Below are 23093 nucleotides of genomic sequence, written 5' to 3'. Positions count from 1 at the left end.
TGTTAAATGAGCCCGTCCATCGCAGCGGCCACGGTATCTTCGAGGCTTGCGTTGGCGGACAATGCACCAGATGACGAAGGCGCCGATCCTTTGACGCTGCCTGCGGCGGATTTCGCCCGGGCCTTGCGTGCTTGCTCGGTTGCCTGTTTTTCGGCTTCGGTGCGCTGTTGCTCAACGAGGGATTTCCTCAGGTCGGCTCGCGCCCATACTGCCTTGTCGTAGGCCTCTTGCAGGTCTTGAGCCATGCCGGATTGCAGCATCGTGCTCATGTCCTGTTTGACGGCCTCGAAATGCTCATGCCCGGGGGCCTGAGCAAATTCTTGGATCTGAGACAGCACGGCTTGATTCTGCTGCTGCAAAGTCTCGTGCTGGAATTGTTGGAGTTGCTGACGCTCTTGCATCAGTCGTTGGACCTGCGGATCAACCGGCGCGGCCGGCGTGAGGTCCTTCAGATCGATCTGGCAATCCCGGGCGATGCGGGCAATGGCCTCACGCTTCTGGTCGGGCGTGCCGTAGGTCAGCGTACGGTGGGCATTGAACAGGTATTCCAGGGCCTGCGCAGGCTGCACGCCGGACTGCTTGATCATGTCCATGTTCGGGCCGACGACGCGCTCGTATTCCTGTCCCAGTTGGGCGTAGGGCTTGTACTGCTCGATGCCCTTGTGATATTCGGTCTCGCGGCGCTGAATCTCGGCCTTGACCTCGGCGGGAAGATCGGCCCACTTCGAGGCCACGTCGGGTTTCCAGGAAGAGGGGGCGGCGTCAGCGGGTTGGGTTGGCTGCTCAACGGCGGGTTTATCGTCCTGCTGCGCCTCGGGCGAAGCCTGGTCCGCAGGTTTTTCCTCGGGTTTGACTTCGGACGCGCTTTCGGCGGCCGCCGTGGGCGTAGGCAGTTCGGCGGCAGGAGCATCCAGCGTTTCAGGCTGAACCTCGGGCGCTTCCAGCGTGCCGGCCTCCATCGCATCCATGGCCGCAGCAAGCGCGGCCTCTGGACCTGCGTCGTTGGCATCAGGGGTGTCGTTTTCAGTGGTCATGAGGATTACTCACAGTTGGTTGATAGTCAGAATCCCTTGCTGGCCATGACGGCAGCAACGGAGCGCCGGTAGTCGTCCCGGGAAGGATTGATGGTCTTGTGCGGGGTCAACTTTTCGTTGCCGACCTCGATGCAGCCGTGCTCGCGCAAGTGGGCGCGGTGCTGGGCGCGCCCCTGGATCATTTCGCCCGTGATCATCGACTTGTATGGCTGGATGTCGCCCATAACAAAAGGCCCCGCACTTTGGCGGGGCTGGTACTCGTCTTTCGGGATCAGCTTCAGGGTCACGGGGTCCTGCACCCAGGTCTGACGGGCCATATCAAATCGCTCCGAATGGGTGAATTTCGCGTTTCTTTTCCACATACGCGGCGTGTGCGGCTTCCCGTGTTGGAAAGCATCCAATGTGAATCTGCTTTCCACCTATGCCAATATGGGCGTGCCAGGGATTCGCCTTTTGCGCCCTGTAGTGCACGCCCAGCGTTCCAGATTTATTGTCTATTCGAGCGCGCCGCTGATTTTGCACGTTCTGGGCGTTGTCGCATTCGCGCAGATTGGAAATTCGGTTATCTGCCTTGTTTCCGTTGATGTGGTCTATGCCATCCTTCGGGAAGTGCCCATAGACGTACAGCCATGCCGCCCGGTGCAACATGATCCTGTGGCCGCCGATCAAAGCTCTGAGATAGCCTTCGATGTGCTTGCTGCCCATGACGTCGCCGCGCTCATGATTGCCGGGGCTTTCTTGTGCCCATGTAAAGATTCCGGTGGCCGGATCGTAATTGCATATTTGCTTCAATTCTTCCTGAGTAATCACGGCTTGATCTCCCTCGCAATTTCTCCGGTAGCCGTTTCCGTGGCGGCATTTTCGACTTTGGCCTTGGATGTGATATTTGCAATTTGGATCTTCGTGGCTTCTTGCAGTTCCGTCTTCCAGCGCTCGAAGTTCAGCTTTTCAGCTTCGATGGCGGCCTGCTGCTGCGCCTGCACATCGGCCCGATGCTGGTCGACCCGCGCCTGCATCTGGGCACGCTGTTGCTCAAGCATGGCCTGCATCTGCATGCGCTCGCGCTCGATCTGCATGTCTGCTTGTGCCTTTGCCTGCTGGGCCTGGATATCGGCCTGCAGCCTCATCTGGTCAGCCTGGGCACGCTGCTGCAGCTTCGCCATTTCGACCTGCTGCTGTGCCTGTGCTTGGGCCTGAGCGCCCGCATTCGGGTCAGTCGGCGGGCGATTCTCGATCTGCTGCTGGAATTGCTCGAACGCAGCCTCAACCGGGCGGCCGGCCTTGAACGCGCGCACACCCATCATCAGCAACTGCATCGCCAGCGGGGCCAGTTCAGGTACGGCTTGGGATGCCTCGACGGCCTGTTTGATGAATCCGCCGGCCGCGCCCAAGAACTCGACCGTATCCTGCTTTTCCTGAGCCTCGTCGATCGCCACCATGGAATCAGCGGCAATCTCCACCCTGTACGAGCGCAGCGGCTCGGTCTTCATGAGCGCGATGGCTTGTTCAGCGTTTTGCGCGTCCAGCGTCTGATCGATGCCTGACATCGCCAGCAGCGTCTGCGGCGAGTACAGGTCCATCATCATCTGGGCCTTGATGCGCAGGATTGCCGTGGCGAATTCCGCAATGTCCTTCTGACGGTCCTGCAGGCGCAGGCTGCCGAATTGGCTCTTGATCTGCTGCGCCTTGGCAGTTTCTCGCGCGTCGGTGGCGCCTCGGATGATGTCGCTGATGCCGGTGATCTCGTAGATGACCTGCTTGATCTGGTCGCGGGCCAGATACGCTTCGCGCAGCGCCATGGCCACGTCTTTGATAGGCACCCAGGAAATCGCGCCGGAAGCGCCGCCCTTTTCGCTGAATGCCGCCCAATTTTCAACCGGGATCAGGCTGTTGTCGGGCGATTCGAGAATGCGGGCCAGAGCAGGCTGAGCGGCATCGTAGGAGCCCACCAGGCGCAGGGCATCCACCAGACCAGATATGCGCGTGGTGATGCGGTCCAGCTCGTCGGCTTGGTCCTGGTACAGAACAAAGTCGGGCACCGGAGTCAGTTGGTCACTGGTCTGAGTCGCGTACAGCGGCTTCGGGCACGGGAAGAAGCCTTCCAGGCCATACGGATCCTCTTTCTCGTCCAGCAGCTTCGGATAGCCCTTGGCGACCCAGTAGACCGCCTTGCTGGCCTTGTCCCAGATTTCCCAGACTTCGGCCTTTTTGGCGTCGTCCGCGCATTGCTTCGCATCGCCTTCGTCCACGCCGATTGGGGCACGAGTCAGAGGCACTTCGCGGAAGTCGGCGCCGAACCGGGCAATTCCGTCCTTGCGCGTCATGTACACGCGGCGGGCCACCCATGGAACGTCTGACCAAATGCGAGCCTCACCCGTACGGAAATCCTCCCAGTAGACGTAATCGACGCAGGCGCGCTCCAAAATGTCCGGGGTGGCTGGGGTGGCGGCTGCATCAAGCTGCGCCGTCTGGGCTTGATCCTGAGGTGCCTTGGCAGTTTCCGGCCGGTCAACCTCATATTCCTCGAAGCGCACCCAGGCCACGCCGCGGCCCGGCAGCAGCCGGTCCTTGATCGCCTGCTTCATCGCCTCGTCGAAATCCGGGTATTCGCTGATCTCGTACTGCAGGGCGCGTTCCAGAATCTGCGCAGCCGTGCGAGAAACCGGATCGGCGTCCTTGTTGCGGCGCGTGACATCGGCTTTCGGCGTGCGGGCGTAGGTCGCCGGCAGGATCGTCTCGACGTTGGACCAAAGGATGTTGAAGCGCGACCCTTCGGCCATCAACTCGCGTTCGTCACGGTAGCGGCGGACCACCTTCTTGCCGCGCGCGATCCAGGCCTTTTCCTTCGCATCCTCGCCACGGGCCGCAATTTCGGCCAGCCAGCGTTGTGCTTTATTGTCGGGAGAGACAGGTTTCTTGGTAGCCATCACACGAGGCTCGACAACGCGATCCGACCCGAAGCCGTGAAGCTGTGGCCGTTTTGCACGTTCAGCACTGCCGCGTTTTCCACCGCCAGCTTGCCGTCGGCGGTGTAGGGCAGCCCATTAACCCAGGACACGATGGGACTCATGATCTATCTCCTGATGGTTCATATCCTTGCGCTCCCGCGTGCTGACGTTTTCCAGAGCTCGTCCAGCGTGACGCCGGTGCGCATGCGCCCGCCTTTCGTCGCTTGGACCGCGTACTTCGCGTCCTCTGGCTTCGCTGGGGCGGTGTATTCCTGCATCACTTGACAGCCGTATGAAAAGGCATCAGACGGGTGGGATGCCCAGTTGTGCAGAGGCTCTTTGCTGAAGACCTGCAACTCCTGGTTGAACTCGAATTCCCAGGCCTCCAGGCCGTCGATTCCGCCCGTCTTGTTCGGATCGTCGCTCTGGCATGCTGACTCTGCGAACTCGCAGCGGTCGATGATCGCGCGGGCCGCTGAAATCCGGTCCTGCTTGCTGCTGATGGGGACGATTCGGACGTGGTCATGGCCAAACGCCTTGATGAAGCGCTCGACACTGGTGTGTTTGCTCTGGAACGTCTTGGCGCGGGCGTCGTGGGGCAGCCAGATGCAGTCCAGATTGTCGCCGGCGCCCAGGTCAACCAGTTTTGCGCGGATCAGCGGTATCCAGTCGTCCGCGTCCAGGCCGGAATCCCCCAGGTACGCCAGCAGCTTGAAACCGCCCATCACCGGCTGCCAGAACCACCAGGACGCGGTATCGCGGAAACCCAGGTCAGAGGACACGACAATGCCGGCACCAGCGGGGTCGTACTGTACGCCGTCATGAATGCGGCCAGCCTTGCGGGCCTTCGTGACCCAGCGCCCCAGGATCGAACCTTCGGACACGCCGTAGCCGCCGCCCCAGATGTGCTCAGCCTTGATCGGATCGTTACGGTAATCCGCCTCCATGTCGTCGCGCAGGCTGGTTTCATCGAACCATGGGTTGTCGTGCCAGTTGGCCTCCACGCAGATCGCGTTGGCGGGCGGGTTGCGCCGGAAGAATTTGTCCACCGCATCGGTCTTGTAGCGCGGGTTCCAGGAAAACATCAGCTTGGCGTTTTTCTTGCGCAGAGTGGGGCGCAGCAGATCCAGGCTGTGCTGTGAGAGGGTCTGGGCCTCTTCGACCCACACGCCGTCGAAATCCTCGAGGGATTTGATGTTCTCGGCGTTGTAGGACTGCATGCCGCGATACGCGATCAGGCCTCCATCAGGCCCCCGGGTCTCGTACTCGAGGGCGTCGAACCCGCCGATGTTGCGGTGCTGGATCTTTGATTCGATCAGCGTCTTGACCGAATCCTTGATGCTGTTCTGGACTTCTCGGACACAGACCCAGCGTTCCCCATCGGCCACCAAGTCAACCACGCGGCCTGCGAAAAAATGGGACTTGCCCGACCCTCGGCCACCGTGGGCGCCGTAGTAGCGGAAATCGTTGCTCAGCAGAGGCACGAACACGCGGGCGACCGGGACCGTGATGACGCTCATTTCGGGTCCACCACGACGTATTCGATGCGGCTGACGGTCTGGATGGCGCCGCCACCGGCTCCGGTGTGTTCGATGCGGTCACGCCAATTCTTCGGGTCGCGGTTCTTCAGCCAGAAGATCGCCGCAGTGGTGTCTGGCGGCAGGTGGCGGTCCACATCAACCACCTCGACCGCCTCATCATTCGGCCCACGTCGGACTTTGAACGCTTGTTGCTCCGTGAAGCTGTATCCGGTGGCCCGCATGTACAGGCTGCGCTTGACCCGGGCATCAGCGTGTTCCTTGCCGATGTTTAGGGCCTGACAAAACGTCTCGGACTCGACCTTCCAGCGGTACAGCGTCCGCACAGACACGCCGAAGAAATCAGCTATTTCCGCGTCGGTCGCGCCGAGAACACACAGGCGCCAGGCCTGTTCGTCATACTCCGGCTTGTATTTCGATGGCCTGCCGCCATTGGACGCACCTTTCGCGCTCGTCTTAGCGGACTGAGCGGATCTGGTGGTCTTTGTGGTCATTTGTCGTTCTGGTGAGTGCTGCTCTGCTCAGGCCGCCAAGTCATCCTTCTGACCTTGATCGTGCGCTTGCCCTGCATCAAGGCTTTGACGATTCGATGCCGGCCGTCGATGATCGATCCAGTCCAGCTCAGCAGGATGGGGAAGGACAGATCGGCTTTCATGACCCTGCGCAGGTGGCCCGCTGCTTCGTGCAGAGTGGCGTCACGCCACACGTAGCAGCCGTCCAGATCAAGCCCGGCAAGCGGCAGGTCGAACACGGGAAGATCCTTCGATGCATCCACCAGCCGGGCCACGTCGTAGCGGTTGCCGTCGCGATCCTCGAAGTAGTCCTGCAGCGGATCGATGCGACTGAACTTCAGGACGGGCGGTTTGGTCATTTCGAGCAGGCAGCAAAAAGCCCCCGGCGATCACTCGCAAGGGGCTTGCTCTGTCGCGCTGCTATCGGGCACGCGCTGTCCGCCGAAGGGCTTTCTACTCACCCCGTAGGGCGGCCTCAGTTTGTCTTGCGGTCATTTTACCCTGATATTCCAGAATATCAACGGCTTGGCGGAATCGTTCGACCGCATCGCACAGCAGGGCCTCCCAGGATAAGAATCTGATCTTGAGCACGGAGCACACTCGGCGCGGGTCTGCATTCTCGGCCCAGTACGCCCGGATCAGCGCGCGGTCCTGCACGCTCACGCGGTAAGCGCACATGCACCAGTGGCGTTCCATGATCATCGCGTCGTCCACGTCGATTTCAGGCCTGGGGTTCGACTCGCGGTATCCGTCATGCATGCCTTTGCCGTTTGCGGCCGCCGCGTTCTGGCACACACGGTACGTTGCCGACTGGGCAGGGCGGTATTGGTCGCGGTAGTACATGCCCCAGTTTTCCAGGCGCTGGACGAATGCGGGGTCCAGGTCAGATAGTCTCATGCGTACCCCTTGCGTCTTTGTATCGCGCGGCGCTTGGCCCTGAGGCGGGCGCGAGCCAGATTTATTTCATAAGGCGAAAGTATTCGCGCAATGACGTCCGATATTTCCGTTCTCGTCATTTCTCTGCCGACTATTGCATCCTGAGAATCTCTCAATATCGCCTCCCAGTATTTTTTTGGCGCACGCAACATATCCTTGCCGCGCTGAACGTGGAGGATCATTAGGACAAGATCCCGCACGTTCGATGACGTTAACGCTACCGGTTTTTCCTTGAACGGAATCATGCTTCCTCCTGCGCAATCGCCCAATGCAGGATCGCCAGCGCATCGGCGGCGTTGTCACTGTCCGGCCGGAATCCACGACGCTTGGCCTCGGCGATCATGTCCGGCTTCTTCGCCCGGCCGGAGCCGGTCCAGTGCTTTTTCACGGGGGGCACGGCCACGCCCTGACACTCGATGTTGCGCACTGCCGCGCAGGCCAGCACCTGCCCCCAGAACGCGCCGTAGACGTTGCTGGCCTGACTGCTGCTGTGGCCGAACACCACCCGTTCGTAGACGATGTGGTGGATCTGTTCTCGGGTCAGCAGGTCGCCCAGCCATGCGCGGAAATTGACGAACCGTTGACCGTCGTGCCACTGGTTGCGCTGGATGAAATGCTCTGTGCCGTGGGAAATGCTTCCATCACGACGCCGTACGGACCATCCGGTGTAGGTCCCGAGGTCCAGGGCCAACAGGTTCCGAGCGTGCATGGTCGGCTTCTCGCCCGTTTGGGCACCACCCCATTCTTCCGTGAAATCAAGCGGTTGCGGCTGGATTGGGCGAGTTTGAGCACCACCCCCGGCGACTCGTCCGGGGGCCTGCAGGCGCTCCAGCAACTCGGGTGCGGCCGGCGGGAATGCGAGGTCTTCGAGGGTCATTCCAGGCTCCCGATGATGTCGAGCGGGATGCGCCGGCTGTCGGGCGTGTACTGCAGGCTGGGCGCGTGGTGCCAGAGCGAAATCCGGCCCTCCCACTCCCCGTGGCGGTTCTTGTCGCAGATCAGGAGGCTGTCGGGCTGGCTGACCAGTTCGTCCGGAATCGAGCTGCCCGGCACTTTCAGGGCCTTCTCGACCAGCCGTTCCTTTTTCTTGTTCCGCCAGACGGTCAGCATCTGGTCGACCTGGTCCACGATGGCGCCGGACCCCTTCGCGCTGAACTTGCCCGGTACCGCGTCCTCGCTCTCGCCCTTGCGCGCGTGGTGGACGAGGTGGATGTGCATGCCGTGATCCTGGGCCAGTCGGCACAGCAGTTCCACGAAGTCCTTCTGGCCGTTGTAGTCGTCCTCTCCCTGGACGACACGCATCAGGCTGTCCACCACAAAATGCCGGATCTTCAGCACGTCGCCGCAATAGCGGATCACGGCCGCCAAAGCCTGGGGGCTGGCCCGGCCCAGTTGGTCGTAGATCCACATGCGGCCGGTGAGCCAGGACATCAGCCGGCGTGCAGCGGTTTCCCCGGGCTGGTCGTTCTGCGCGGTCTGGCGCAGCATGCGGCGCAGCGTCTTGACCGGTCGCATTTCGAACGAGGCGATGCAGGAGCGTTCGTCCTGGGCGGCGAATCCCAGGCAGGCCTGTCCCAGCATCTCGGATTTGCCGTGCCCGTTGATGCCCTGCCACAACGTCACCTCGCCCGGGCGGAAGCGGATCAGGTCGTGGGTCTTCGACCAGGGCAGCTTCGCCCCGGTGATGCGCTCGGCCTGCTGGGTGCTGGCCACAAGCTGGTCGGTCCAGGACTCGGCCGGCATGACCTTGACCTGGGGTTCGGTCTCGGCCATGTAGGCCGAAAAATCGGTGTTGTCGGGGGTGATGATGAGGGTCATAGGTCGAAGAATCCTCGGTTGGATTTCCAAGCGCGCAAGCCCCATTCGCCGGCGGCGATGGCCTTCGCGGGTTCAAATTGCGAAATGCGTTCCAGGGCGGCCACGGTGCGGGCATGGTCGTTGCCGTGGATCTGGACGACCATGCCACGCAGGCAGCGCAGATCCACGGTGGCCGGGTTGTCCTCGGGCAGGATCACGATGTCGGGACTGCCGCCGTTCTCCATCGCACGGTCTGGGTGGGTGTACGGCCCCCAGGTCGGCGCGGTTTCGATGACCGTGACGAACGCACCGGCCGGGCAGTAGCCTTCCAGGCGCATTGCGATCAGGGGCTGGTGGCCGGTCATACCGCGTCGCTCCATGCCTCGGCAGCGGCTGGCGCAGCGTCGGATTTCAGAGGGTAGAACGTGTCCCAGGCGTGCAGGATGGACTGCTCCATCACGGCCTTCACGTCGTGGCCACCGTCCTGCAGGGCTTGCAGCTTCGCCACAGCCATGTCTCGTGCTCGGTCGGTCAGGGGCTTCTTGCGCTTCTTGCGCAGCGCCTCGAATTCACGCCACAGGTCAGCAGGCACCCAATCGGGTTTCTGCCATCCAGGCCCCGAAGGGGGATGGGGGTTGTCTTTTATATTTCTCTGTCCCTGTCCCTCTCCCTGTCCCTTGGAGTGCGTTTCCCCGGGGACAGAATCGGGACTATCAGGCGGATTCCCTGGGACATCGCCACTATGTCCCGCATCATTTACGCTCTTGTCGTCGGGACTGGCATTACCTGTCCCTGGGACATACAGGACTTGTCCCTGGGGACATCCGAGGGACACCCATGTATCGAAGTCGTGAATTTGCAGGTCTGTCCCGTGCCGCTGGTTGTGCTTCTTGACCCGAGCGCATTCGGTTTTCCAGCGTTGCTCCAGCTTGGCCTTGAGAGCATCCATCGCCTTTTCCGCCACGACAGGGTGATACAGTCTGCCGTCACTGCACTTGATCCAGCCATGCAGGGCGCCGTCTCGATGCTTCGCCCATTCGCCCACTGCGCGACCGAAGCCTGCCAGCGCGGCGAGGGTCTTGTCGTCGTCGGGCAGGCTGGCGGCCGGCACCTGATGCCAGGACGCGCACCACAGCAGCACGGCGCAGCGAAATTCCTCCCCGGTGACGTGGATCGCCAGATCGCTGTCACGCAGGCGCACGACATCCAGGGGCAGGAAAGCGAAATCCCGCAGGTCGCAATCTGCGGGGGTCAGGGGTGTGGGTAGATCGTTCATGCCGAACCCTTCATGAAAGTCATCCAGTGGGTTAGATTCAGCCTGCCGACGCGATGCCCGAAAAGAGGCCTCTCGGGCGTGCATGCCAGGATGTCGCGCAGTGGCACCTGGGTTTCGTTCCATTTGAAGATCAGCGTGCCGTAGGGGCGCAGGACGCGGAAGCACTCAGCGAAACCCTGGCGCATGTCGTCCTGCCAGTCCGCGCCCAGCTTGCCGTACTTGGCCGCCATCCAGCTACGACGGCCGGCGCGCACCAGGTGTGGGGGGTCGAACGCCACCAGCGCGAACTGCTCGTCCGGGAACGGCAGCGCGCGGAAGTCCATGCGTGCATCAGGGTGGATGTGCACGGCCCGGCTTCCGTCTTCTCGGTGCGTGCGGTCCGTGACCACGATGGATTCGTCGCGCATGTCACCGAACAGGCAGCGCTGGTCCTGGGGGTCGAACCACATCATGCGGGGTCCGCAGCAAGGGTCAAGAATCGGCAGGTCCATCATGCAGCCTCCCCGTGCACCACGCGCGACAGCGGCATGATGGCGACCTGGTATTCGGCCTCGGTCTCCTTCGCCCACTGGTTGCGGCGGATCAGCTTCGAGCGGGTGGCGTCGACCAGTTCCCATTCGAGCTGGTGGCGTTGCTCTTTGGTCAGCAGGCCGCCCTGATCGTGCTTGCGGTGGCATTCCGGGCAGGCGGGAAAGGCGAGGGCGTCGGAGGTCTTCAGCCCCAGGCCCTTGCCGAAATTGACGTGTGCACATTGGCTGGGCTCGTGCCGGCCGCAGATCGCGCAGTCCATGCTGGCGATCAGGCGCCGGTGCTTCTCGCTGCGCCAGGGCTTGGATTTGGGGAACATCATGCTGTGGACTCGCTGAGAGACAGGTCGACCCCGCGCGGCTCGAAATCGGCCCGGATCGCGTCGATGTAGCGGGCGATCTGGCTCCGATCCATGATCGACGTGACGGGCCAGTAGGCCATCACTGCCAGCTTCGTTTCGTAGGGCAGGGGCTTGATGGATTTGTCGTACGCTTCGCGGAAGTCCGGGGCTTCGGCGCGCAGGATCGGCACACCGAAATGGAGCTTGCAGTACCGCTTCCAACCGGCCGCGTCGTCGTGCGGGAATGCCTGGGCGATCATTTCGTAGATGACATGCGTGCCGGCGTTCTGGGCGCCCGTGCGGGGCGGGGGGGTGATGCGTACCGTCCAGCCATCCGGGGCCTGCGTGATGGCCCTGGTGGCGAACTCGCGCACCCTGGAGGTGGTCAGCGTGTAGACCTGGCGTTCCATGTCAGGCCTCCAACATGCCGGCGCGCTGCATCCGGCCGGCCAGCGCCTGCATGGCTTTCTGCGCTTCGATGAACTCGCGCTGCAGGCGGGCGCGCTCGTCCTCGGGCTCAATCGGCAGAGGGTCGCTGTACCCGGCTTCGCGGGCCAGATAGTTCATTGCGGCGTGACAGCCGACTTGGCGCCCGGCAGCCAGCAGCCACAGGACTTGTTCGGGACTCAGCTTCTCCGGCCGGGCCTCGTTCAGGCAGGCCAGCATCAGTGTGTGGGCGGCCTGCGGCGTCTTTTCTGGCCAGAGGCGGCAACCCACGGCTTTCGCGCCCCCGCAGGCTTTCACGACGCCGTCCAGGGCGTCCGTGACCGATTCGTAGAACAGACTGTCCTGGGTCATTTCCATTCCCGTACAAAAAATATGGAAGGATTTGTAAGGCCCGCTTCCGGGCAAAAAAATAGGATGGAGGCCATGGAAAACACCTCACATCCGACCAGAGTCACCACGCAAGACAGCGTGGATATAGCCGACTACGTAGCCGCCGCCGAAGCCAGCCAGGGCGATGAAGATGATGGTCAGGTCGTCAGGCATGGGGCGCCTCCGCAGGTTGGGGCTGCTGGGCGAGCTCGGGCCAGATCGCGGCCCAGTCGTCGGGACGCAGGTCACGGCGGGTCACGACGCCGCCGGTGGCACGTTCGATGGCGGCGCAATGCTCGACCGGCACCCGTCCGCGCGCCTTCCACATGCTGGGTGCGCTGGACGAGACACCGACCATTTCTGCAAGGCGGGAGACCCCACCGACAACCTCAACAGCTTTCAGAAGGGCATCCATATGATTCTCACGTTTTCTCACGATAGTGATTCTACGTGTCTCACCAACGTGAGTCAATGCTGTGCGACGATCACAAGCGTGAAAACCATAGCCGAACGACTCAAAGACGCCCGGGAAAAATGCGGCCTGACGCAGCCTCAGTTGGCTGCGGGTGCCGGCGTGTCCGCTGGAACCATAGGAAATATCGAGGCTGGGACCAGAAAGAACCCGCGTGAGTTACTTGCTATTGCCAAGGCGCTTGGCGTGTTGCCGCAATGGCTACGCGACGGTAGCGGGCCCCGTTATCCGGACGCTGCGGACAATGCAAATATCAGCGAGGGGCCGTCAATCAAAGGCCATGTGCCGCTGCTGACATCCGTGCAGGCGGGGGAGTGGGCGGAAATTGCCGGATCCTTTTCCCATGATGACGCCTTGGACTGGCTACCTTGCCCCGTAAATCACGGGCCGCGCACCTTTTGCCTGGAAGTGGAGGGGGAGAGCATGCGGAACCCGGGAGCGAAACCAAGCTATGACCCGGGCGATGTGATATTTGTTGATCCAGACAGGTGCGAAAAGCCCCTGGATCGAGTGGTAGCGCGCTTGGAAGGCCAAGGGAAGGCCACATTTAAGCAGTACCTGGAAGAGGACGGCAGGAAACTGCTTAAGGCCCTGAACCCAGACTGGAAGCCGCGCTACATCGAGATCAACGGTAATGCCGTGATCTGCGGAGTTGTGATCGGAAAATGGGTGCCGGAATGAACGACAGAATATCCGCTGATCCGCTGGAAAATCTCCAGAGAGAGCACGAACTTGAATTTGAGTTCGAGCATCAGGAGAAAAAGCGTCAGCAGATGCCCACCATGTTGGAAGAAAATCTGCGCGCTATCAGCGGGTTTTCGGAACAGTCAGCCGAGGCTGTTTCATCCATCAATGCTCAGATGGAAGAGCTTCGGAACCAGGTTCGAGGCCTGGAAAACCAGATGGTCTACATGCTTGAGAAGTCCAGGCCCACAGGCTGGGGTACCGTATTCCTGGGCGCCATTTGTGCCATGCTGGCGTACGCGCTGTTCTTCCGTGCCTAGAAAATCGTCCTGCGGAGATCCGCGATAACCGCCTGTGTGGCGGTTTTTTTTCGCCTGGTGGAATCCCTACATCCTTAATTCTCACAATCGTGTTGACACGATAACTCACGTATGTGAGAATTCTCCCATCGCCCAACCACGGGCATGGGAGAACGAGATGTCCAACATCCTGCCGAGCCTGCCGACCTACGGTAGCGCCTTCACCTCGAACGCCGACCGGCGCTTCGACATTCGCACCTGCGACATTCCAGGGATCGCGCAACCCGTCAGCATCCGCGCCGATTCCTTCCTGGTCCTGCTGGATCTGGACGAAGCCACGGCCCTGGGCACCCGCCTGATCGCCGCCGCTGATCACTACCGCAAGGCCGCTCGGGCCGCTGAAACCGTCGCGGAAGGGGCCTGACATGAACAAGCACACGCCTGGACCGTGGGGAAATCATCTCGTAGACGATACGGTGGTGATCATTCCGCGACGCCCGCTTCCTCGGGAGTTGAGCGTACTGGGGCATTCTGATGTAGCGGACGCCGAGGACTACGCCAATGCTCGACTGATCGCCGCCGCGCCTGATCTGCTGGAGGCCCTGATCGTGGCGGAAGCAGCGCTGAACCGCATCCGTTGCACAAGCCACACGGTTCCATGGGAAGACACAGGCCCCGCCGTCGAGCAGGCCCGCGCAGCCATCGCCAGGGCGCGAGGGGAGGCGACATGCTGACCACCACCAAAGGCCCGGGCGACCCGGAAACGTGGCCCTGCGACCCAGCCGCCGTCATCGATCTGGGCGGCGATCACATCCGCGATGTCCTGGCCGAGCGTGTTCAGTTTGATCCGGTGGGCCGGGACCGCGAACAGTTGCTGGCTGCGATGGCCGAGGAATTCGTCCTGGACGACCCCGACTGCCAGGACGAAGCGATCACGTACCTCGCGCGGCACGTTGACGATCCGGACTTCCCGCTGTACCTGCGCGACCGGATGAAAGCCGCGTTTTCCGACATCGCCCGCACCACCGATATCCGACTCGAAATCGAGCAGTCCCGCCGCCGGCGCGCTGCTGAACTCGCTGACATCTGATTTCCCCCGACAAGGACCACACCATGACCGAAAAGACCATCACCGTCACGATCCGCAACCGCTGGAACGACGAACCGATCTACACCACCGAAATTCCGGGCGACACGCCAAGCGGCATGCAGACGCGTGTCGCGCTGGAGAGGGCAGTCAGCGACCGCGCGGACCTGGGCGACGCGAACCTGTGCGACGCGAACCTGTGCGACGCGAACCTGGGCGGCGCGAACCTGGGCGGCGCGAACCTGGGCGACGTCGTCAACCTCTGGGATACCACCGGCGACCGCCGACACATCAAGAGCCTGCAGATCGAGACGTGGGGCGTGACGTACACCGCCACCCACATGCAAATCGGCTGCCAGCTTCACACGCTGGAGCGCTGGTGGGGTTTCAGCGACGAGCAGATCAGCAAAATGGATTATCAGGCACTTGAATGGTGGGGCCGCTGGAAGCCGGTCCTGCAACAGATCATCGCAATGTCTCCGGCAGATCCGGGCGGCGAGAAGCCCTTCGAAGAAGCCGCCGCACCGGTCGAGGCCACCGAATGAACGCCCGCCTGATCCTGGCCCGGCGCCGCGCCGGCATTCACCCGGGCTTTGTCCGGGCCATCGAATCGAAGCCGGACCTGCCCGCCGAAATCTACGCATACCCGGCCGCTGCGCGCCGTGAAGCCGCGAAGCAGTGGCGGCTGCTCGAACTGCCGGCCGACCCCAGCACGCTCGAACCCGCGCCGAAGGCCGTCTGCGGCTGGCTGGTCGCGGCCTACGTGGCCCTGGGTGTTGCTCTGTGGGTCGTGGCTGCAACCGTTCCCGGAGCCTGATATGGCCGTCAACAAGATCGAAACCGTCCAGGCCCTGGTCCTGAACACCCAACCGGCGTTTGAAGCCGTGCTGTGCGACAAGTCGATCGCGTTCCAGCGCGAGGCCGAGTTCGCAATGCAGGCCATGCAGGCGAACGACTACCTGATCGACTGCGCCACGAAGAACCCGCAGTCCGTGATTGATGCGGTGACGAACATCGCGGCGATCGGCATCAGCCTGAACCCGGCCAAGAAGCATGCCTATCTGGTGCCGCGCAAGGGCAAGATCTGCCTGGACATCAGCTACATGGGCTTGATGGATCTTGCAATCCAGTCTGGATCGATCCGCTGGGCGCAGGCCGTGCTTGTGCATGCCACCGACCGCTTCTCAATCATCGGTGTGGACAAGCCGCCCGTGCATGAGCGAGACCCGTTCGCCAAGGACCGGGGCGACGTCATCGGCGTGTATGTGGTCGCAAAGACCGCCGACGGCGACTACCTGACCGAGACCATGACCCGCGATGAAATCGACGGGATCATGAACAGGTCCGAATCGGTCAAGGCGGGCAAGACCACGCCCTGGAAGACAGACTACGGCGAAATGGCTAAAAAGACCGTGGTGAAGCGGGCGCAGAAATATTGGCCAAAGACTGACCGCCTGGAAAAGGCCGTGCACTACATGGACACGGACGGCGGCGAGGGCATCACCCTGAATCCTGACGTGCTGCAACTGACGCCTGACCAGATGGATGACGTCCTGGCGCGCATTGCCGAGTTCACGGACGCGGACGCCCTGGCGACCTATTACCCAGAACTGGTCAAGTGGCTGCGCACGAGCGCCAGCATGTCCCAGTACGAACACATCAAGCAGGCCGTGGCCGACAAGGGCGCCGATCTCAAGGCCGCGCAGGGAGCGCCGGCATGAGCTTCCAGGTCATCGAATGCGAACAGGGAAGCCCGGAGTGGCACCGCGCGCGCGCCGGCGTGATCACCGCCAGCATGTTTTCGACCGTCCGCGCCAAGGTCAACGGCCTGACCGCGCAGCAGTCGGCTTATGTCGCCGCACTGAAGATGGGGCAGACCGAAGCCCAAGCGCGCGAGGCAGCAGGGTACAAGGCCGCGCCGCGCGCCGAGGTCATCCAGCGCGCCCTGGAAGGGGAGCGGGTAGGGGAATGGTCCCAGGCCGCCCACGATTACGCCACGCGCTTGGCGATCGAGCGGATCAGCGGCGAGGCCTTGGACGAAGGTTTCGAGACCTGGGCGATGCGCCGTGGTCGTGAACTGGAGGCCGAGGCCAGGATGGAACACGAAATCCAGTCCCGCCTGTTCGTGCAGCGGGCCGGTTTCGTCCTGACCGATGACGGGCTGTTCGGTGCCTCGGCCGACGGACTGATCGAGCCGGACGCCGGCGCTGAATACAAGTGCTTCCTGGGCCCCGTGAAGCTGCGCGCGTTCTGGCTGGAAAACGATGTGTCCAGCGTCATCGAACAGTGTCAGGGCGGTCTGTGGATCACCGGCCGCCGCCGCTGGCACATCGGCCTGTACTGCCCGGCCCTCGCCAGCGTCGGGAAGCAGCTTTGGTGGCGCGTGGTCGAACGCGACGACGAGTTCATCGAGGCCATGGAATCCGACCTGCTGGAGTTCAAGACCCTGGTCGACCAGTACGAAGCCAAGTTCCGCGCCGACGCCACTGCGGCCGCCGGCTCAATCCTCACCCTCACCACCGCATAGGAGCATATCCATGACCGTAGACGGCGAAAGCCAATCCACGCCCCAGCGCTTCACGAAGCGCCCGGTTGTGATCGAAGCAATCCAGTACACGGGCAAGCCCCTGAATGCCTACGACATCGGGCAGTGGGCGCATGCCGGCCGCCCGCCGGAGACCAACGCGATCGTCCTCAACCATGTCACGTATCTGGTGATCCGAACGCTCGAAGGCAACATGGTGGCCCAGCCTGGGGACTGGATCATCAAGGGCGTGAAGGGCGAGTTCTACCCCTGCAAGCCCGACATATTCGCTGCGACCTACAACCCGGAAATCGTGCTGACCGAGGCGGATGCCGCGGCGGACCTTGCCGGAACCCCGCGCCCCGACCATCCCACCATCTGAGGAATCCCCATGCTGTCACTCGCTCAACAAGTCGGCCAGTTCACCAATTTCAACCTTCGCACGGAAAAGCACGGTCCCGACAATGTGCCGGGCGCCGATTTGAAAGTCACGACAACGCTCAGTAATGACGTTCTTGCCGAGTTCCACCCGACGCTGAAATCCATGCTGTTCCGCAAGCCGAACCCGGGCGAAGAAGACTTGGTCGATAAGGCTGGCGAAGCAGGTGAGACCCGCCTGCGGTTCGGCAGCAACATCAACGCCATCCGCTGGGTCCATCAGATCGTCGGCGCCGGGTTCACGGTGCACTACGGCACTGGGAAATCCGACATCGAACTGACCGACACCACCATCGACGGTTTCGTGATCGAGCCCATGGACGGCGGCAGCGTCGTGGTTTCGTTCCGCGTGAAGTGCAATCCGGACGAAAAGCAGGTCGGCAAGCTCTCGACCCTGATGGGCGGCGAAATCGAATTTTCCCTGGTGCCGCCGGAAGACGGGCCGATTCAGTAACTCCCCTCCCAGGCCAGGCTGGGGCGCATGGCGCACTCCCTTCGGCGGCTGCCCGTCGTACCTGGAACCGGCAGTAGCGGCGCAGATAGTGATCTGCATCCCGGGGCCAGCACCGGGGCCCCAACATCGGAGAAAGACATGAGCAGCAAAGCACGGATGCAGCGGTATTGGGCCGTTGTGGACGATCACGGCGCGATCTACGGCATGACCGTCTACGCGACGTATTCGGAGGCCCAGCGCGCCCGGCAGTGGTGCATGGACAACCTTGAAGGCGGCTACCGGATCACCGCGCTGGCTGCCCACCCTATTGGAGATTGAAGATGAGCAAATTCAGGACCGGCGACGAGGTCTACAACGAATACGGCCATGTCGCGCGGTATGTCATGCCTGCCGAGGCCGGTGGCCACATCGTTGAGCCGCTCTACGAAAACGACGAAAACGACGAGGACGAGGAGGCGAGCTACGGCAGGCCCGAGGCCTGGATTCACGTATTCGCCAAGCCAACGGCGAAGAAACTGGATCAGGAAATGGCCGACGCCATGCTTGCAGCCAGGGAGCGGACATGAGCGAGCTCGAATATTGGAAAGAATGCGTCAGCATCGCAGCCGACGAATGCGATCTGAAGCTGACAGATGATCAGATTGCCGCGCTCGCAGAGAGTGTCCAGGGTGGCCACGAAAACTACGGGATGGCCTTTTATACGCCGCCGCCATCCGATTACTACGACAGAATCGAGCGCGAATGGAAGGCCAAATACGAGGCCCTGCGCCGCGACTTCGATGCCTACCGAAATAACGCCGAAACTGCCGTCAAGAAGGCGCTGCGCCAGTACGACGATGCCAACGTGAGCATTGGCGAGCACGGCGAGGTGTTCCTCTACGGCGGGAGAGTGGAGCAAATCCAATGAGCAAGCGCAGCCGCCAGAGGCGCCAGAAGCCGGGCCGGGATTTTCCGGGACCGTGGGAGGAATGATGATCGACGCCCGAGCCCTACTGCTGGCCGAGCAAGCCCACCGTGCTGAGGGCAACCACGCAACAGCGAATCTGCTGCGCGAAGCTGCCAGCACGACCACCAGCCTGCGCACGGCCCTGAAACTCGCCCGCGCCCAGATCGCCGCCGAGCGTGATGACCTGATCGAGTGTCACGGTATCGGCGGCGTGATCCCGGACAGCGACCGCGAGGGGCTGGCCGGCGTGGCCGATCTGAATGCCGTGCTGGCCCAAATTGACGAGGCTTTGAAATGACCATCGACACACAGAAGCTGCGCGACGGGCCGTACCTGCGCGACGGCAAAGAAACGATGCGGATTATGAACGAGGCTGCAGACGCCATGGACGCCCAGGCAGCGGAGATAGCCGAAGCCAAGGGCCAGATCGAACGCCTGGACCGACAGAACGCAGGCTTGCGAGCTCAACATGATCGAGACAGCAAAACCCTGCGGGAGTACGCCCAGGCGCGTGATGGCCTGCGCCGGGCATGCGCAGCACTGGAAGCCGAGAAAACACGTCTGCGCTATGCGCTGCGCTGGGCTGCTGGGGCGCTGCAAGAAGCTTGCCGCAGGCCGACCATCATCACCGAAAAAGACCGGTGGCGGATCGACCACGAAACTCGCACCACAGGCGAAATTCTTGCAGCGGCGGACGCCGCTCTATCAGGAGAATCCAAATGCTGAGATTCATCATCAAGAACAAGTGGCGCGATGGCACAAGTGGAGCCGAAGGCGAGTATCTGAGGACACTCGACATCGACGTGCCAGATCTCCAAGACGCCCTGACTGTGGGCGGCTACGGCGAATCCTGATACGACATGGCATCGCTAGTCGGCGTCGAGGTTCTTCCGAAAGGAGCAGGAGAATCCCATGACTGACCGAGAACTGCTGGAATTGGCCGCGAAGGCCATCGGACGCACTACCCATGTGAGCCAGCCGGACATGCCCGGCATCGTGCTGGATAGCCTGACGTATTGGTCGCCTCTGGAAGACGACGGCGATGCGCTGCGGCTGTCTGTAAATCTTGGCATCAATATCAACTACGGCAACCGCGAGGCAGGAGCGGTCATGGCTTTTGATTTTTCCGGTCGATTTGAGGACTGCGAGGAAGAAGGCGATCCGCATGCCGCTGTCCGCCGCGCCATCGTCCGCGCTGCCGCTGCAATCGGGAGGGCCATGCCATGACTGATAAATACGAAGACCTGTGGGCCGCGCTTGCCGATGGCTCATTGCGCCTCGATCACATGGCGGTAGCCGAAATGGAAGGGGTGCGCTGGATGAGTGGAAGGAGGCTGCCCGCAGGCGTACCGTCCGTTGAATTGCACGGCATTCGGGGTGGCGCTCGGGTGCATGGGTGTGTGGCCGTAGAGCCCGAAACCATCCGCGCCCTTCTGGCCGATTACGACCGGATGCGGGATGCGCTGGAAACCATCGCCGTCTACCCACATGCACGTGATCAGGAAATGAGCACTGCGGCCATGCGAAAAATCGCCCGCGCCGCACTTGCACAGGAACAGGGAGGCAGCGATGGCACTGACTAACCAAAACGGAACCCCGATCTTCCATCCGGGCGAGCTTCAGGAAATGAGGATGCGCAATGCGCTGGCCCAGACACAAGCAACTACGAAAGACCCGGATGTGCTTTCCAGCGCAGTGCGAAACGCAGAACGGAACCGAAAGGAACATCATGACAACCAAGACTGACATCACCCTACCGCCGCTGCCGCCTTATGACAGAATTGTTCACGGCGTCAGAGAAACCGGCAAGTTCTGGGGCGAGAGCTCCATGCGCGACTACGCCCGCGCCACAGCCGAAGCCGCAGTCGAAGCCGACCGCCAGGGCCGGATGCCGAGCGATGCGGACTTGCTCAATCTTTGGTACTCACTGCCCAACCCCGGAAGGTCAGAAGATGAAGCCATTGTTTATGGCCGCGCCCTACTCGCCCGCTACGGCAGCGGCCAGCCTGCCGCAAGCGTGGGGCCGAACGCCCACATTGACGACGATGCAGTAGATCACTTCGCCGTCGCCATGAAAGACAAGCTGGCCCAGGCCCGCGCCAAGGGGCGGCACGGCTGGCATGAGTGCGATCCGGCCGACCTGTCGCAAATGCTGCGCGCGCACGTCGAGAAAGGCGACCCGCGAGACGTGGCGAACTTCTGCATGTTTTTGTGGAGCCTGGGACAACCGATCAGTGCCGCCCCTGTAGCGCAGGAGCCGGTGCCATATGGCGTCATTGTTTGCGACAAGCGTATTCCCAATGCCTTGGAAACTTTCGTCCCACAACGGTTCTTTCGTGAGGCGGAATGGCCTGACGCAGATTACTCAAAGGTGGTGGTCTACGCCCATGCGCAGCCCAGCGCCCAGGATCGGGAGGATGCGCAGCGGTGGCGTTATTGGTTTCAGTGGTTCCAATCATGCGACGATCCGGGTGAGCCGGCATACCCGCCTGATGTGGACGTCATTTGGCATGCACGCCCAGACATGGAATTTGTCGAAGCGCTGGACATCGCCCGAGCGAGAGGTGGCAGCCATGCATAGCTTCGATCCATTCGCCGGCCTGATCCACCAGATCGAAGGCTACCGCCCGCCTCCCGCGCGGAAAATGAACATGCCGCGCATAGACCCCTACGAACGCATCCTCGCGGTCCAGCGCATTGCCCGCGGCGAGAGCCCGTCCGCGATTGCAGCGGAACTCGGCGTCACGAAGGGCTGCGTGATCGGCTGGCAGAGGAAGGCCCGGGCCGAAGCGGAAGCAGCGGAGGCGGAACGTGGCTGATGTCTATGTCCCCGCGCCATGCCTCGCTGACGCCCGCCGCGTGCTTTCCGGACAGGATCCGGACGCGGCCCGGCGGGCGGAGTTGCGGTGGCCGGGCCGGGTGTGGCGGCAAGCTATCCGGTTGGCTGCCGCAGAAACGGAACATGAGGTCCAGCATGCAGCCTGACGAAACCGCGATCAGCCTGGCCGAGGCCGCGCGCCGGCTGGGCCTGTCATATCAAACCGTGTTCGCCCGCCGCCATGAAATCGGCTTCCGTCTGGAAGGGTGTCGGGCCTGGAGGGTCTGGCCGTCCCGCCTTGAAGAAATTACCCGCCCGCGCTACAAAGTCACACGGCTGGCGCTGCGGTCAACAGGAGATTCATCATGTCGATCCGACAGCGTAACGGCACCTGGTGGCTTGATATCCGCACGCCAGGCGGCCAAAGAATTAGACGCTCTACTGGCACGAGTAGCCGGCGCGAAGCCCAGGAATACCACGACCGGCTGAAAGCCGAGTTGTGGCGCCAGGATAAGCTGGGCGAGGCCCCCGACATCGTTTTCGACACGGCGGCCCTAGCGATGCTCGAAATCTCGGAAGGGCAGAGCGACTACAAGGCCAAGGCCAGGCACGTCATGTACTGGCGCGAGGCACTGGGTGGCGACACGCCAATTCGCTCTTTGACCTCCGGCAAGATCATGAATTCCTTGCCCACGCACACGACCCACAAGCACCGCAAGCCGACGCCGGTTTCGGCTGCGACGAAGAACCGCTACCTGTCCACTATGAAGCGCATTCTCAGCCTTGCCGCAGGGCGCGACTGGCTGTCGAAGGCGCCGAAGCTTGAGAGGTTCGAGGAGCCGTCCAAGCGCGTGCGATGGGAACCTCGGCCTGTCATCCAGTCGCTTATCCGGGCTATTTCGATCCCATGGATGCAAGATGTGGCCCTGGTGGCCGTGGCCACAGGCATGCGGGAGGACGAACTGCTGGGCCTGCTGCCGGCAGACGTGAACCTGGAGAACCGCACAGCATGGGTGAGGGCGGAGCAGGCGAAGTCAGGCTGCGCCCGGTCAATCCCGCTGAATGGGGATGCGGTGGCGGTCTTGCGCCGGCGCCTGCAGGGGGCCGTTCGCTATGTCTTCGAGCGCAGGCCACGCAAGGGAGATACCCCGGGGCGTATCACCCAGATCGACTCCAGGTGTTTCAAGCGGGCATGCTCAGAAGTAGGCCTCGAGGATTTCCGGTTTCACGACCTGCGGCACACCTGGGCGTCCTGGCATGTGCAGGCCGGCACGCCTCTGCTGGTGGTCAAGGAACTGGGCGGATGGGAAACCATCGAAATGGTGCAGAAGTACGCGCACCTTGCACCCAGCCACTTGGAAGCCCACGCGAACGCGGTCACGTTTTGGGCACACCATACCCCAGAAACGGAAATCGCCACCGGGCAGGGTGGCGATAAGGTACTGATTCAACATGATAATTCTGGTGGGCCCCCCGAGAGTCGAACTCGGCACCAACGGATTATGAGTCCGCTGCTCTAACCAGGCATGAGCTAGAGGCCCGATCCCGCCCTGCGCAGGGTGCGCCCGGGGCCGGAAGTCCGGCATTATCGCATAGGGTTCGGCTGAACAAGTCCCCGCGCCAATGGTAATCTGGTCGCCGGACAT

General features: G+C 62.2%; 42 protein-coding genes, 1 tRNA gene and 1 pseudogene. 23 read left to right on the top strand and 21 right to left on the bottom strand.

All coding sequences use genetic code 11. The annotated features are described in order from the left end of the window. Positions 1 to 2: 2 nt before the first annotated feature. The 19 genes from O4H32_RS12500 to O4H32_RS12410 form a co-directional block, all read right to left on the bottom strand. Complete coding sequence (locus O4H32_RS12500) at positions 3 to 1034, bottom strand: hypothetical protein (RefSeq protein WP_269359656.1); 1032 nt, start codon at positions 1032 to 1034, stop codon at positions 3 to 5. A gap of 26 nt (positions 1035 to 1060) precedes the next feature. After that, positions 1061 to 1351, bottom strand: a complete 291-nt coding sequence (locus tag O4H32_RS12495) for a hypothetical protein (protein WP_269359654.1) — start codon at positions 1349 to 1351, stop codon at positions 1061 to 1063. Position 1352: 1 nt separating this feature from the next. Continuing rightward, positions 1353 to 1844, bottom strand: a complete 492-nt coding sequence (locus tag O4H32_RS12490) for an HNH endonuclease (protein WP_269359652.1) — start codon at positions 1842 to 1844, stop codon at positions 1353 to 1355. After that, entirely contained in the window at positions 1841 to 3961 is a 2121-nt protein-coding gene (locus O4H32_RS12485; RefSeq protein ID WP_269359650.1) for a hypothetical protein, read from the bottom strand. Before O4H32_RS12485 ends, O4H32_RS12490 begins: the two co-directional genes overlap by 4 nt. Then, entirely contained in the window at positions 3961 to 4104 is a 144-nt protein-coding gene (locus O4H32_RS12480; protein WP_269359648.1) for a hypothetical protein, read from the bottom strand. The genes O4H32_RS12485 and O4H32_RS12480 overlap by 1 nt, the downstream gene beginning before the upstream one ends. An 18-nt stretch (positions 4105 to 4122) precedes the next feature. Further along, a complete protein-coding gene (locus O4H32_RS12475; RefSeq protein WP_269359647.1) occupies positions 4123 to 5502 on the bottom strand; it encodes a PBSX family phage terminase large subunit in 1380 nt (459 codons plus the stop codon). Beyond that, positions 5499 to 6014 (bottom strand): helix-turn-helix domain-containing protein, encoded by a 516-nt coding sequence (locus O4H32_RS12470; protein WP_269359645.1) that lies wholly within the window; start codon positions 6012 to 6014, stop codon positions 5499 to 5501. Before O4H32_RS12470 ends, O4H32_RS12475 begins: the two co-directional genes overlap by 4 nt. After that, a complete protein-coding gene (locus O4H32_RS12465) occupies positions 6011 to 6391 on the bottom strand; it encodes a ParB N-terminal domain-containing protein (RefSeq protein WP_269359644.1) in 381 nt (126 codons plus the stop codon). The genes O4H32_RS12470 and O4H32_RS12465 overlap by 4 nt, the downstream gene beginning before the upstream one ends. A gap of 94 nt (positions 6392 to 6485) precedes the next feature. Beyond that, on the bottom strand, positions 6486 to 6929 hold the full coding sequence (locus O4H32_RS12460) for a hypothetical protein (protein ID WP_269359642.1): 444 nt from the start codon (positions 6927 to 6929) through the stop codon (positions 6486 to 6488). Continuing rightward, complete coding sequence (locus O4H32_RS12455; RefSeq protein ID WP_269359640.1) at positions 6926 to 7213, bottom strand: hypothetical protein; 288 nt, start codon at positions 7211 to 7213, stop codon at positions 6926 to 6928. The genes O4H32_RS12460 and O4H32_RS12455 overlap by 4 nt, the downstream gene beginning before the upstream one ends. Then, positions 7210 to 7845 (bottom strand): RuvC family protein, encoded by a 636-nt coding sequence (locus O4H32_RS12450; RefSeq protein ID WP_269359638.1) that lies wholly within the window; start codon positions 7843 to 7845, stop codon positions 7210 to 7212. Before O4H32_RS12450 ends, O4H32_RS12455 begins: the two co-directional genes overlap by 4 nt. Next, positions 7842 to 8786 (bottom strand): AAA family ATPase, encoded by a 945-nt coding sequence (locus O4H32_RS12445; RefSeq protein WP_269359636.1) that lies wholly within the window; start codon positions 8784 to 8786, stop codon positions 7842 to 7844. Before O4H32_RS12445 ends, O4H32_RS12450 begins: the two co-directional genes overlap by 4 nt. Continuing rightward, positions 8783 to 9130, bottom strand: a complete 348-nt coding sequence (locus O4H32_RS12440) for a hypothetical protein (RefSeq protein ID WP_269359634.1) — start codon at positions 9128 to 9130, stop codon at positions 8783 to 8785. The genes O4H32_RS12445 and O4H32_RS12440 overlap by 4 nt, the downstream gene beginning before the upstream one ends. Further along, on the bottom strand, positions 9127 to 10041 hold the full coding sequence (locus O4H32_RS12435; protein WP_269359632.1) for a DUF1376 domain-containing protein: 915 nt from the start codon (positions 10039 to 10041) through the stop codon (positions 9127 to 9129). The genes O4H32_RS12440 and O4H32_RS12435 overlap by 4 nt, the downstream gene beginning before the upstream one ends. Then, complete coding sequence (locus O4H32_RS12430) at positions 10038 to 10490, bottom strand: class I SAM-dependent methyltransferase (protein ID WP_269359759.1); 453 nt, start codon at positions 10488 to 10490, stop codon at positions 10038 to 10040. Before O4H32_RS12430 ends, O4H32_RS12435 begins: the two co-directional genes overlap by 4 nt. Before the next feature lie 41 nt (positions 10491 to 10531). Further along, positions 10532 to 10891, bottom strand: coding sequence for a DUF968 domain-containing protein (locus O4H32_RS12425; protein WP_269359630.1), 360 nt, complete (start codon positions 10889 to 10891; stop codon positions 10532 to 10534). Continuing rightward, positions 10888 to 11319: a NinB/YbcN family protein gene (locus O4H32_RS12420; protein WP_269359628.1), complete on the bottom strand. Its 432-nt coding sequence runs from the start codon at positions 11317 to 11319 to the stop codon at positions 10888 to 10890. Before O4H32_RS12420 ends, O4H32_RS12425 begins: the two co-directional genes overlap by 4 nt. Position 11320: 1 nt before the next feature. Continuing rightward, on the bottom strand, positions 11321 to 11707 hold the full coding sequence (locus tag O4H32_RS12415) for a hypothetical protein (protein WP_269359627.1): 387 nt from the start codon (positions 11705 to 11707) through the stop codon (positions 11321 to 11323). A 184-nt stretch (positions 11708 to 11891) separates the two neighbouring features. Continuing rightward, positions 11892 to 12140, bottom strand: coding sequence for a transcriptional regulator (locus O4H32_RS12410; RefSeq protein ID WP_269359625.1), 249 nt, complete (start codon positions 12138 to 12140; stop codon positions 11892 to 11894). A gap of 78 nt (positions 12141 to 12218) precedes the next feature. Between O4H32_RS12410 and O4H32_RS12405 the strand changes: the two genes are divergently transcribed. The 23 genes and pseudogenes from O4H32_RS12405 to O4H32_RS14995 form a co-directional block, all read left to right on the top strand. Further along, complete coding sequence (locus O4H32_RS12405) at positions 12219 to 12878, top strand: LexA family protein (RefSeq protein WP_269359623.1); 660 nt, start codon at positions 12219 to 12221, stop codon at positions 12876 to 12878. Further along, a complete protein-coding gene (locus tag O4H32_RS12400; protein ID WP_269359621.1) occupies positions 12875 to 13201 on the top strand; it encodes a hypothetical protein in 327 nt (108 codons plus the stop codon). Before O4H32_RS12405 ends, O4H32_RS12400 begins: the two co-directional genes overlap by 4 nt. Positions 13202 to 13358: 157 nt before the next feature. After that, positions 13359 to 13604 (top strand): hypothetical protein, encoded by a 246-nt coding sequence (locus O4H32_RS12395; RefSeq protein WP_269359619.1) that lies wholly within the window; start codon positions 13359 to 13361, stop codon positions 13602 to 13604. A gap of 1 nt (position 13605) precedes the next feature. Then, complete coding sequence (locus O4H32_RS12390; protein WP_269359617.1) at positions 13606 to 13914, top strand: hypothetical protein; 309 nt, start codon at positions 13606 to 13608, stop codon at positions 13912 to 13914. Further along, positions 13908 to 14270: a hypothetical protein gene (locus tag O4H32_RS12385; RefSeq protein WP_269359616.1), complete on the top strand. Its 363-nt coding sequence runs from the start codon at positions 13908 to 13910 to the stop codon at positions 14268 to 14270. Before O4H32_RS12390 ends, O4H32_RS12385 begins: the two co-directional genes overlap by 7 nt. Positions 14271 to 14293: 23 nt before the next feature. Beyond that, positions 14294 to 14812 (top strand): pentapeptide repeat-containing protein, encoded by a 519-nt coding sequence (locus tag O4H32_RS12380; protein ID WP_269359614.1) that lies wholly within the window; start codon positions 14294 to 14296, stop codon positions 14810 to 14812. Beyond that, a complete protein-coding gene (locus O4H32_RS12375; RefSeq protein ID WP_269359612.1) occupies positions 14809 to 15084 on the top strand; it encodes a hypothetical protein in 276 nt (91 codons plus the stop codon). The genes O4H32_RS12380 and O4H32_RS12375 overlap by 4 nt, the downstream gene beginning before the upstream one ends. A 1-nt stretch (position 15085) precedes the next feature. After that, positions 15086 to 15988, top strand: a complete 903-nt coding sequence (locus O4H32_RS12370) for a recombinase RecT (protein ID WP_269359611.1) — start codon at positions 15086 to 15088, stop codon at positions 15986 to 15988. Next, complete coding sequence (locus O4H32_RS12365; protein ID WP_269359610.1) at positions 15985 to 16794, top strand: lambda exonuclease family protein; 810 nt, start codon at positions 15985 to 15987, stop codon at positions 16792 to 16794. The genes O4H32_RS12370 and O4H32_RS12365 overlap by 4 nt, the downstream gene beginning before the upstream one ends. Positions 16795 to 16804: 10 nt before the next feature. Beyond that, complete coding sequence (locus tag O4H32_RS12360; RefSeq protein ID WP_269359608.1) at positions 16805 to 17173, top strand: hypothetical protein; 369 nt, start codon at positions 16805 to 16807, stop codon at positions 17171 to 17173. Positions 17174 to 17182: 9 nt separating this feature from the next. After that, positions 17183 to 17683 carry a hypothetical protein gene (locus O4H32_RS12355; RefSeq protein WP_269359606.1) on the top strand — a complete coding sequence of 167 codons (501 nt, stop codon included), beginning with the start codon at positions 17183 to 17185 and terminating at the stop codon, positions 17681 to 17683. Between the two features lie 138 nt (positions 17684 to 17821). Next, the gene (locus O4H32_RS12350) at positions 17822 to 18001 is read left to right on the top strand and encodes a hypothetical protein (protein WP_269359604.1); all 180 of its coding nucleotides are present in this window, start codon (positions 17822 to 17824) and stop codon (positions 17999 to 18001) included. Positions 18002 to 18003: 2 nt separating this feature from the next. Next, positions 18004 to 18249, top strand: a complete 246-nt coding sequence (locus O4H32_RS12345) for a hypothetical protein (protein ID WP_269359602.1) — start codon at positions 18004 to 18006, stop codon at positions 18247 to 18249. Beyond that, positions 18246 to 18590, top strand: a complete 345-nt coding sequence (locus tag O4H32_RS12340; RefSeq protein WP_269359600.1) for a hypothetical protein — start codon at positions 18246 to 18248, stop codon at positions 18588 to 18590. Before O4H32_RS12345 ends, O4H32_RS12340 begins: the two co-directional genes overlap by 4 nt. 61 nt (positions 18591 to 18651) lie before the next feature. Then, positions 18652 to 18927, top strand: a complete 276-nt coding sequence (locus O4H32_RS12335; RefSeq protein ID WP_269359598.1) for a hypothetical protein — start codon at positions 18652 to 18654, stop codon at positions 18925 to 18927. Next, positions 18924 to 19355 (top strand): hypothetical protein, encoded by a 432-nt coding sequence (locus O4H32_RS12330; protein ID WP_269359596.1) that lies wholly within the window; start codon positions 18924 to 18926, stop codon positions 19353 to 19355. Before O4H32_RS12335 ends, O4H32_RS12330 begins: the two co-directional genes overlap by 4 nt. Beyond that, entirely contained in the window at positions 19349 to 19483 is a 135-nt protein-coding gene (locus O4H32_RS12325; RefSeq protein ID WP_269359594.1) for a hypothetical protein, read from the top strand. The genes O4H32_RS12330 and O4H32_RS12325 overlap by 7 nt, the downstream gene beginning before the upstream one ends. Positions 19484 to 19541: 58 nt before the next feature. Next, positions 19542 to 19856 (top strand): hypothetical protein, encoded by a 315-nt coding sequence (locus O4H32_RS12320; RefSeq protein ID WP_269359592.1) that lies wholly within the window; start codon positions 19542 to 19544, stop codon positions 19854 to 19856. Next, positions 19853 to 20212 (top strand): hypothetical protein, encoded by a 360-nt coding sequence (locus O4H32_RS12315; protein ID WP_269359590.1) that lies wholly within the window; start codon positions 19853 to 19855, stop codon positions 20210 to 20212. Before O4H32_RS12320 ends, O4H32_RS12315 begins: the two co-directional genes overlap by 4 nt. Before the next feature lie 146 nt (positions 20213 to 20358). Next, positions 20359 to 21210: a hypothetical protein gene (locus O4H32_RS12310; RefSeq protein WP_269359588.1), complete on the top strand. Its 852-nt coding sequence runs from the start codon at positions 20359 to 20361 to the stop codon at positions 21208 to 21210. Further along, positions 21203 to 21448, top strand: coding sequence for a helix-turn-helix domain-containing protein (locus tag O4H32_RS12305; protein ID WP_269359586.1), 246 nt, complete (start codon positions 21203 to 21205; stop codon positions 21446 to 21448). The genes O4H32_RS12310 and O4H32_RS12305 overlap by 8 nt, the downstream gene beginning before the upstream one ends. 155 nt (positions 21449 to 21603) lie before the next feature. Further along, positions 21604 to 21936, top strand: coding sequence for a hypothetical protein (locus O4H32_RS12300; RefSeq protein WP_269359584.1), 333 nt, complete (start codon positions 21604 to 21606; stop codon positions 21934 to 21936). Between the two features lie 71 nt (positions 21937 to 22007). After that, positions 22008 to 22739, top strand: a pseudogene (locus O4H32_RS14995) (tyrosine-type recombinase/integrase); the annotation flags it as partial. Here O4H32_RS14995 and O4H32_RS12290 read toward each other — a convergent pair. After that, positions 22644 to 22901 (bottom strand): hypothetical protein, encoded by a 258-nt coding sequence (locus O4H32_RS12290; RefSeq protein ID WP_269359583.1) that lies wholly within the window; start codon positions 22899 to 22901, stop codon positions 22644 to 22646. The pseudogene O4H32_RS14995 and the gene O4H32_RS12290 sit on opposite strands and share 96 nt — an antisense overlap. Positions 22902 to 22909: 8 nt before the next feature. Beyond that, positions 22910 to 22988: transfer RNA gene (locus O4H32_RS12285), tRNA-Ile, on the bottom strand. Between the last annotated feature and the right edge of the window lie 105 nt (positions 22989 to 23093).

This window comes from Castellaniella denitrificans (assembly GCF_027214045.1).
GTDB classification, from domain to species: domain Bacteria; phylum Pseudomonadota; class Gammaproteobacteria; order Burkholderiales; family Burkholderiaceae_B; genus Castellaniella; species Castellaniella denitrificans_A.
The sequence above is the reverse complement of the archived record's forward strand: the minus strand, read 5'-3'. Positions and strand labels throughout refer to the sequence as shown.

Bases quoted from the DNA above. Each gene is read 5' to 3' on its own strand.
- O4H32_RS12500 (WP_269359656.1), bottom strand. From the start codon at position 1,034: ATGACCACTGAAAACGACACCCCTGATGCCAACGACGCAGGTCCAGAG.
- O4H32_RS12495 (WP_269359654.1), bottom strand. From the start codon at position 1,351: ATGGCCCGTCAGACCTGGGTGCAGGACCCCGTGACCCTGAAGCTGATC.
- O4H32_RS12485 (WP_269359650.1), bottom strand. From the start codon at position 3,961: ATGGCTACCAAGAAACCTGTCTCTCCCGACAATAAAGCACAACGCTGG.
- O4H32_RS12480 (WP_269359648.1), bottom strand. From the start codon at position 4,104: ATGAGTCCCATCGTGTCCTGGGTTAATGGGCTGCCCTACACCGCCGAC.
- O4H32_RS12475 (WP_269359647.1), bottom strand. From the start codon at position 5,502: ATGAGCGTCATCACGGTCCCGGTCGCCCGCGTGTTCGTGCCTCTGCTG.
- O4H32_RS12470 (WP_269359645.1), bottom strand. From the start codon at position 6,014: ATGACCACAAAGACCACCAGATCCGCTCAGTCCGCTAAGACGAGCGCG.
- O4H32_RS12465 (WP_269359644.1), bottom strand. From the start codon at position 6,391: ATGACCAAACCGCCCGTCCTGAAGTTCAGTCGCATCGATCCGCTGCAG.
- O4H32_RS12460 (WP_269359642.1), bottom strand. From the start codon at position 6,929: ATGAGACTATCTGACCTGGACCCCGCATTCGTCCAGCGCCTGGAAAAC.
- O4H32_RS12455 (WP_269359640.1), bottom strand. From the start codon at position 7,213: ATGATTCCGTTCAAGGAAAAACCGGTAGCGTTAACGTCATCGAACGTG.
- O4H32_RS12450 (WP_269359638.1), bottom strand. From the start codon at position 7,845: ATGACCCTCGAAGACCTCGCATTCCCGCCGGCCGCACCCGAGTTGCTG.
- O4H32_RS12445 (WP_269359636.1), bottom strand. From the start codon at position 8,786: ATGACCCTCATCATCACCCCCGACAACACCGATTTTTCGGCCTACATG.
- O4H32_RS12440 (WP_269359634.1), bottom strand. From the start codon at position 9,130: ATGACCGGCCACCAGCCCCTGATCGCAATGCGCCTGGAAGGCTACTGC.
- O4H32_RS12435 (WP_269359632.1), bottom strand. From the start codon at position 10,041: ATGAACGATCTACCCACACCCCTGACCCCCGCAGATTGCGACCTGCGG.
- O4H32_RS12430 (WP_269359759.1), bottom strand. From the start codon at position 10,490: ATGTGGTTCGACCCCCAGGACCAGCGCTGCCTGTTCGGTGACATGCGC.
- O4H32_RS12425 (WP_269359630.1), bottom strand. From the start codon at position 10,891: ATGATGTTCCCCAAATCCAAGCCCTGGCGCAGCGAGAAGCACCGGCGC.
- O4H32_RS12420 (WP_269359628.1), bottom strand. From the start codon at position 11,319: ATGGAACGCCAGGTCTACACGCTGACCACCTCCAGGGTGCGCGAGTTC.
- O4H32_RS12415 (WP_269359627.1), bottom strand. From the start codon at position 11,707: ATGACCCAGGACAGTCTGTTCTACGAATCGGTCACGGACGCCCTGGAC.
- O4H32_RS12410 (WP_269359625.1), bottom strand. From the start codon at position 12,140: ATGGATGCCCTTCTGAAAGCTGTTGAGGTTGTCGGTGGGGTCTCCCGC.
- O4H32_RS12400 (WP_269359621.1), top strand. From the start codon at position 12,875: ATGAACGACAGAATATCCGCTGATCCGCTGGAAAATCTCCAGAGAGAG.
- O4H32_RS12395 (WP_269359619.1), top strand. From the start codon at position 13,359: ATGTCCAACATCCTGCCGAGCCTGCCGACCTACGGTAGCGCCTTCACC.
- O4H32_RS12390 (WP_269359617.1), top strand. From the start codon at position 13,606: ATGAACAAGCACACGCCTGGACCGTGGGGAAATCATCTCGTAGACGAT.
- O4H32_RS12385 (WP_269359616.1), top strand. From the start codon at position 13,908: ATGCTGACCACCACCAAAGGCCCGGGCGACCCGGAAACGTGGCCCTGC.
- O4H32_RS12380 (WP_269359614.1), top strand. From the start codon at position 14,294: ATGACCGAAAAGACCATCACCGTCACGATCCGCAACCGCTGGAACGAC.
- O4H32_RS12375 (WP_269359612.1), top strand. From the start codon at position 14,809: ATGAACGCCCGCCTGATCCTGGCCCGGCGCCGCGCCGGCATTCACCCG.
- O4H32_RS12370 (WP_269359611.1), top strand. From the start codon at position 15,086: ATGGCCGTCAACAAGATCGAAACCGTCCAGGCCCTGGTCCTGAACACC.
- O4H32_RS12365 (WP_269359610.1), top strand. From the start codon at position 15,985: ATGAGCTTCCAGGTCATCGAATGCGAACAGGGAAGCCCGGAGTGGCAC.
- O4H32_RS12360 (WP_269359608.1), top strand. From the start codon at position 16,805: ATGACCGTAGACGGCGAAAGCCAATCCACGCCCCAGCGCTTCACGAAG.
- O4H32_RS12355 (WP_269359606.1), top strand. From the start codon at position 17,183: ATGCTGTCACTCGCTCAACAAGTCGGCCAGTTCACCAATTTCAACCTT.
- O4H32_RS12350 (WP_269359604.1), top strand. From the start codon at position 17,822: ATGAGCAGCAAAGCACGGATGCAGCGGTATTGGGCCGTTGTGGACGAT.
- O4H32_RS12345 (WP_269359602.1), top strand. From the start codon at position 18,004: ATGAGCAAATTCAGGACCGGCGACGAGGTCTACAACGAATACGGCCAT.
- O4H32_RS12340 (WP_269359600.1), top strand. From the start codon at position 18,246: ATGAGCGAGCTCGAATATTGGAAAGAATGCGTCAGCATCGCAGCCGAC.
- O4H32_RS12335 (WP_269359598.1), top strand. From the start codon at position 18,652: ATGATGATCGACGCCCGAGCCCTACTGCTGGCCGAGCAAGCCCACCGT.
- O4H32_RS12330 (WP_269359596.1), top strand. From the start codon at position 18,924: ATGACCATCGACACACAGAAGCTGCGCGACGGGCCGTACCTGCGCGAC.
- O4H32_RS12325 (WP_269359594.1), top strand. From the start codon at position 19,349: ATGCTGAGATTCATCATCAAGAACAAGTGGCGCGATGGCACAAGTGGA.
- O4H32_RS12320 (WP_269359592.1), top strand. From the start codon at position 19,542: ATGACTGACCGAGAACTGCTGGAATTGGCCGCGAAGGCCATCGGACGC.
- O4H32_RS12315 (WP_269359590.1), top strand. From the start codon at position 19,853: ATGACTGATAAATACGAAGACCTGTGGGCCGCGCTTGCCGATGGCTCA.
- O4H32_RS12310 (WP_269359588.1), top strand. From the start codon at position 20,359: ATGACAACCAAGACTGACATCACCCTACCGCCGCTGCCGCCTTATGAC.
- O4H32_RS12305 (WP_269359586.1), top strand. From the start codon at position 21,203: ATGCATAGCTTCGATCCATTCGCCGGCCTGATCCACCAGATCGAAGGC.
- O4H32_RS12300 (WP_269359584.1), top strand. From the start codon at position 21,604: ATGCAGCCTGACGAAACCGCGATCAGCCTGGCCGAGGCCGCGCGCCGG.
- O4H32_RS12290 (WP_269359583.1), bottom strand. From the start codon at position 22,901: ATGTTGAATCAGTACCTTATCGCCACCCTGCCCGGTGGCGATTTCCGT.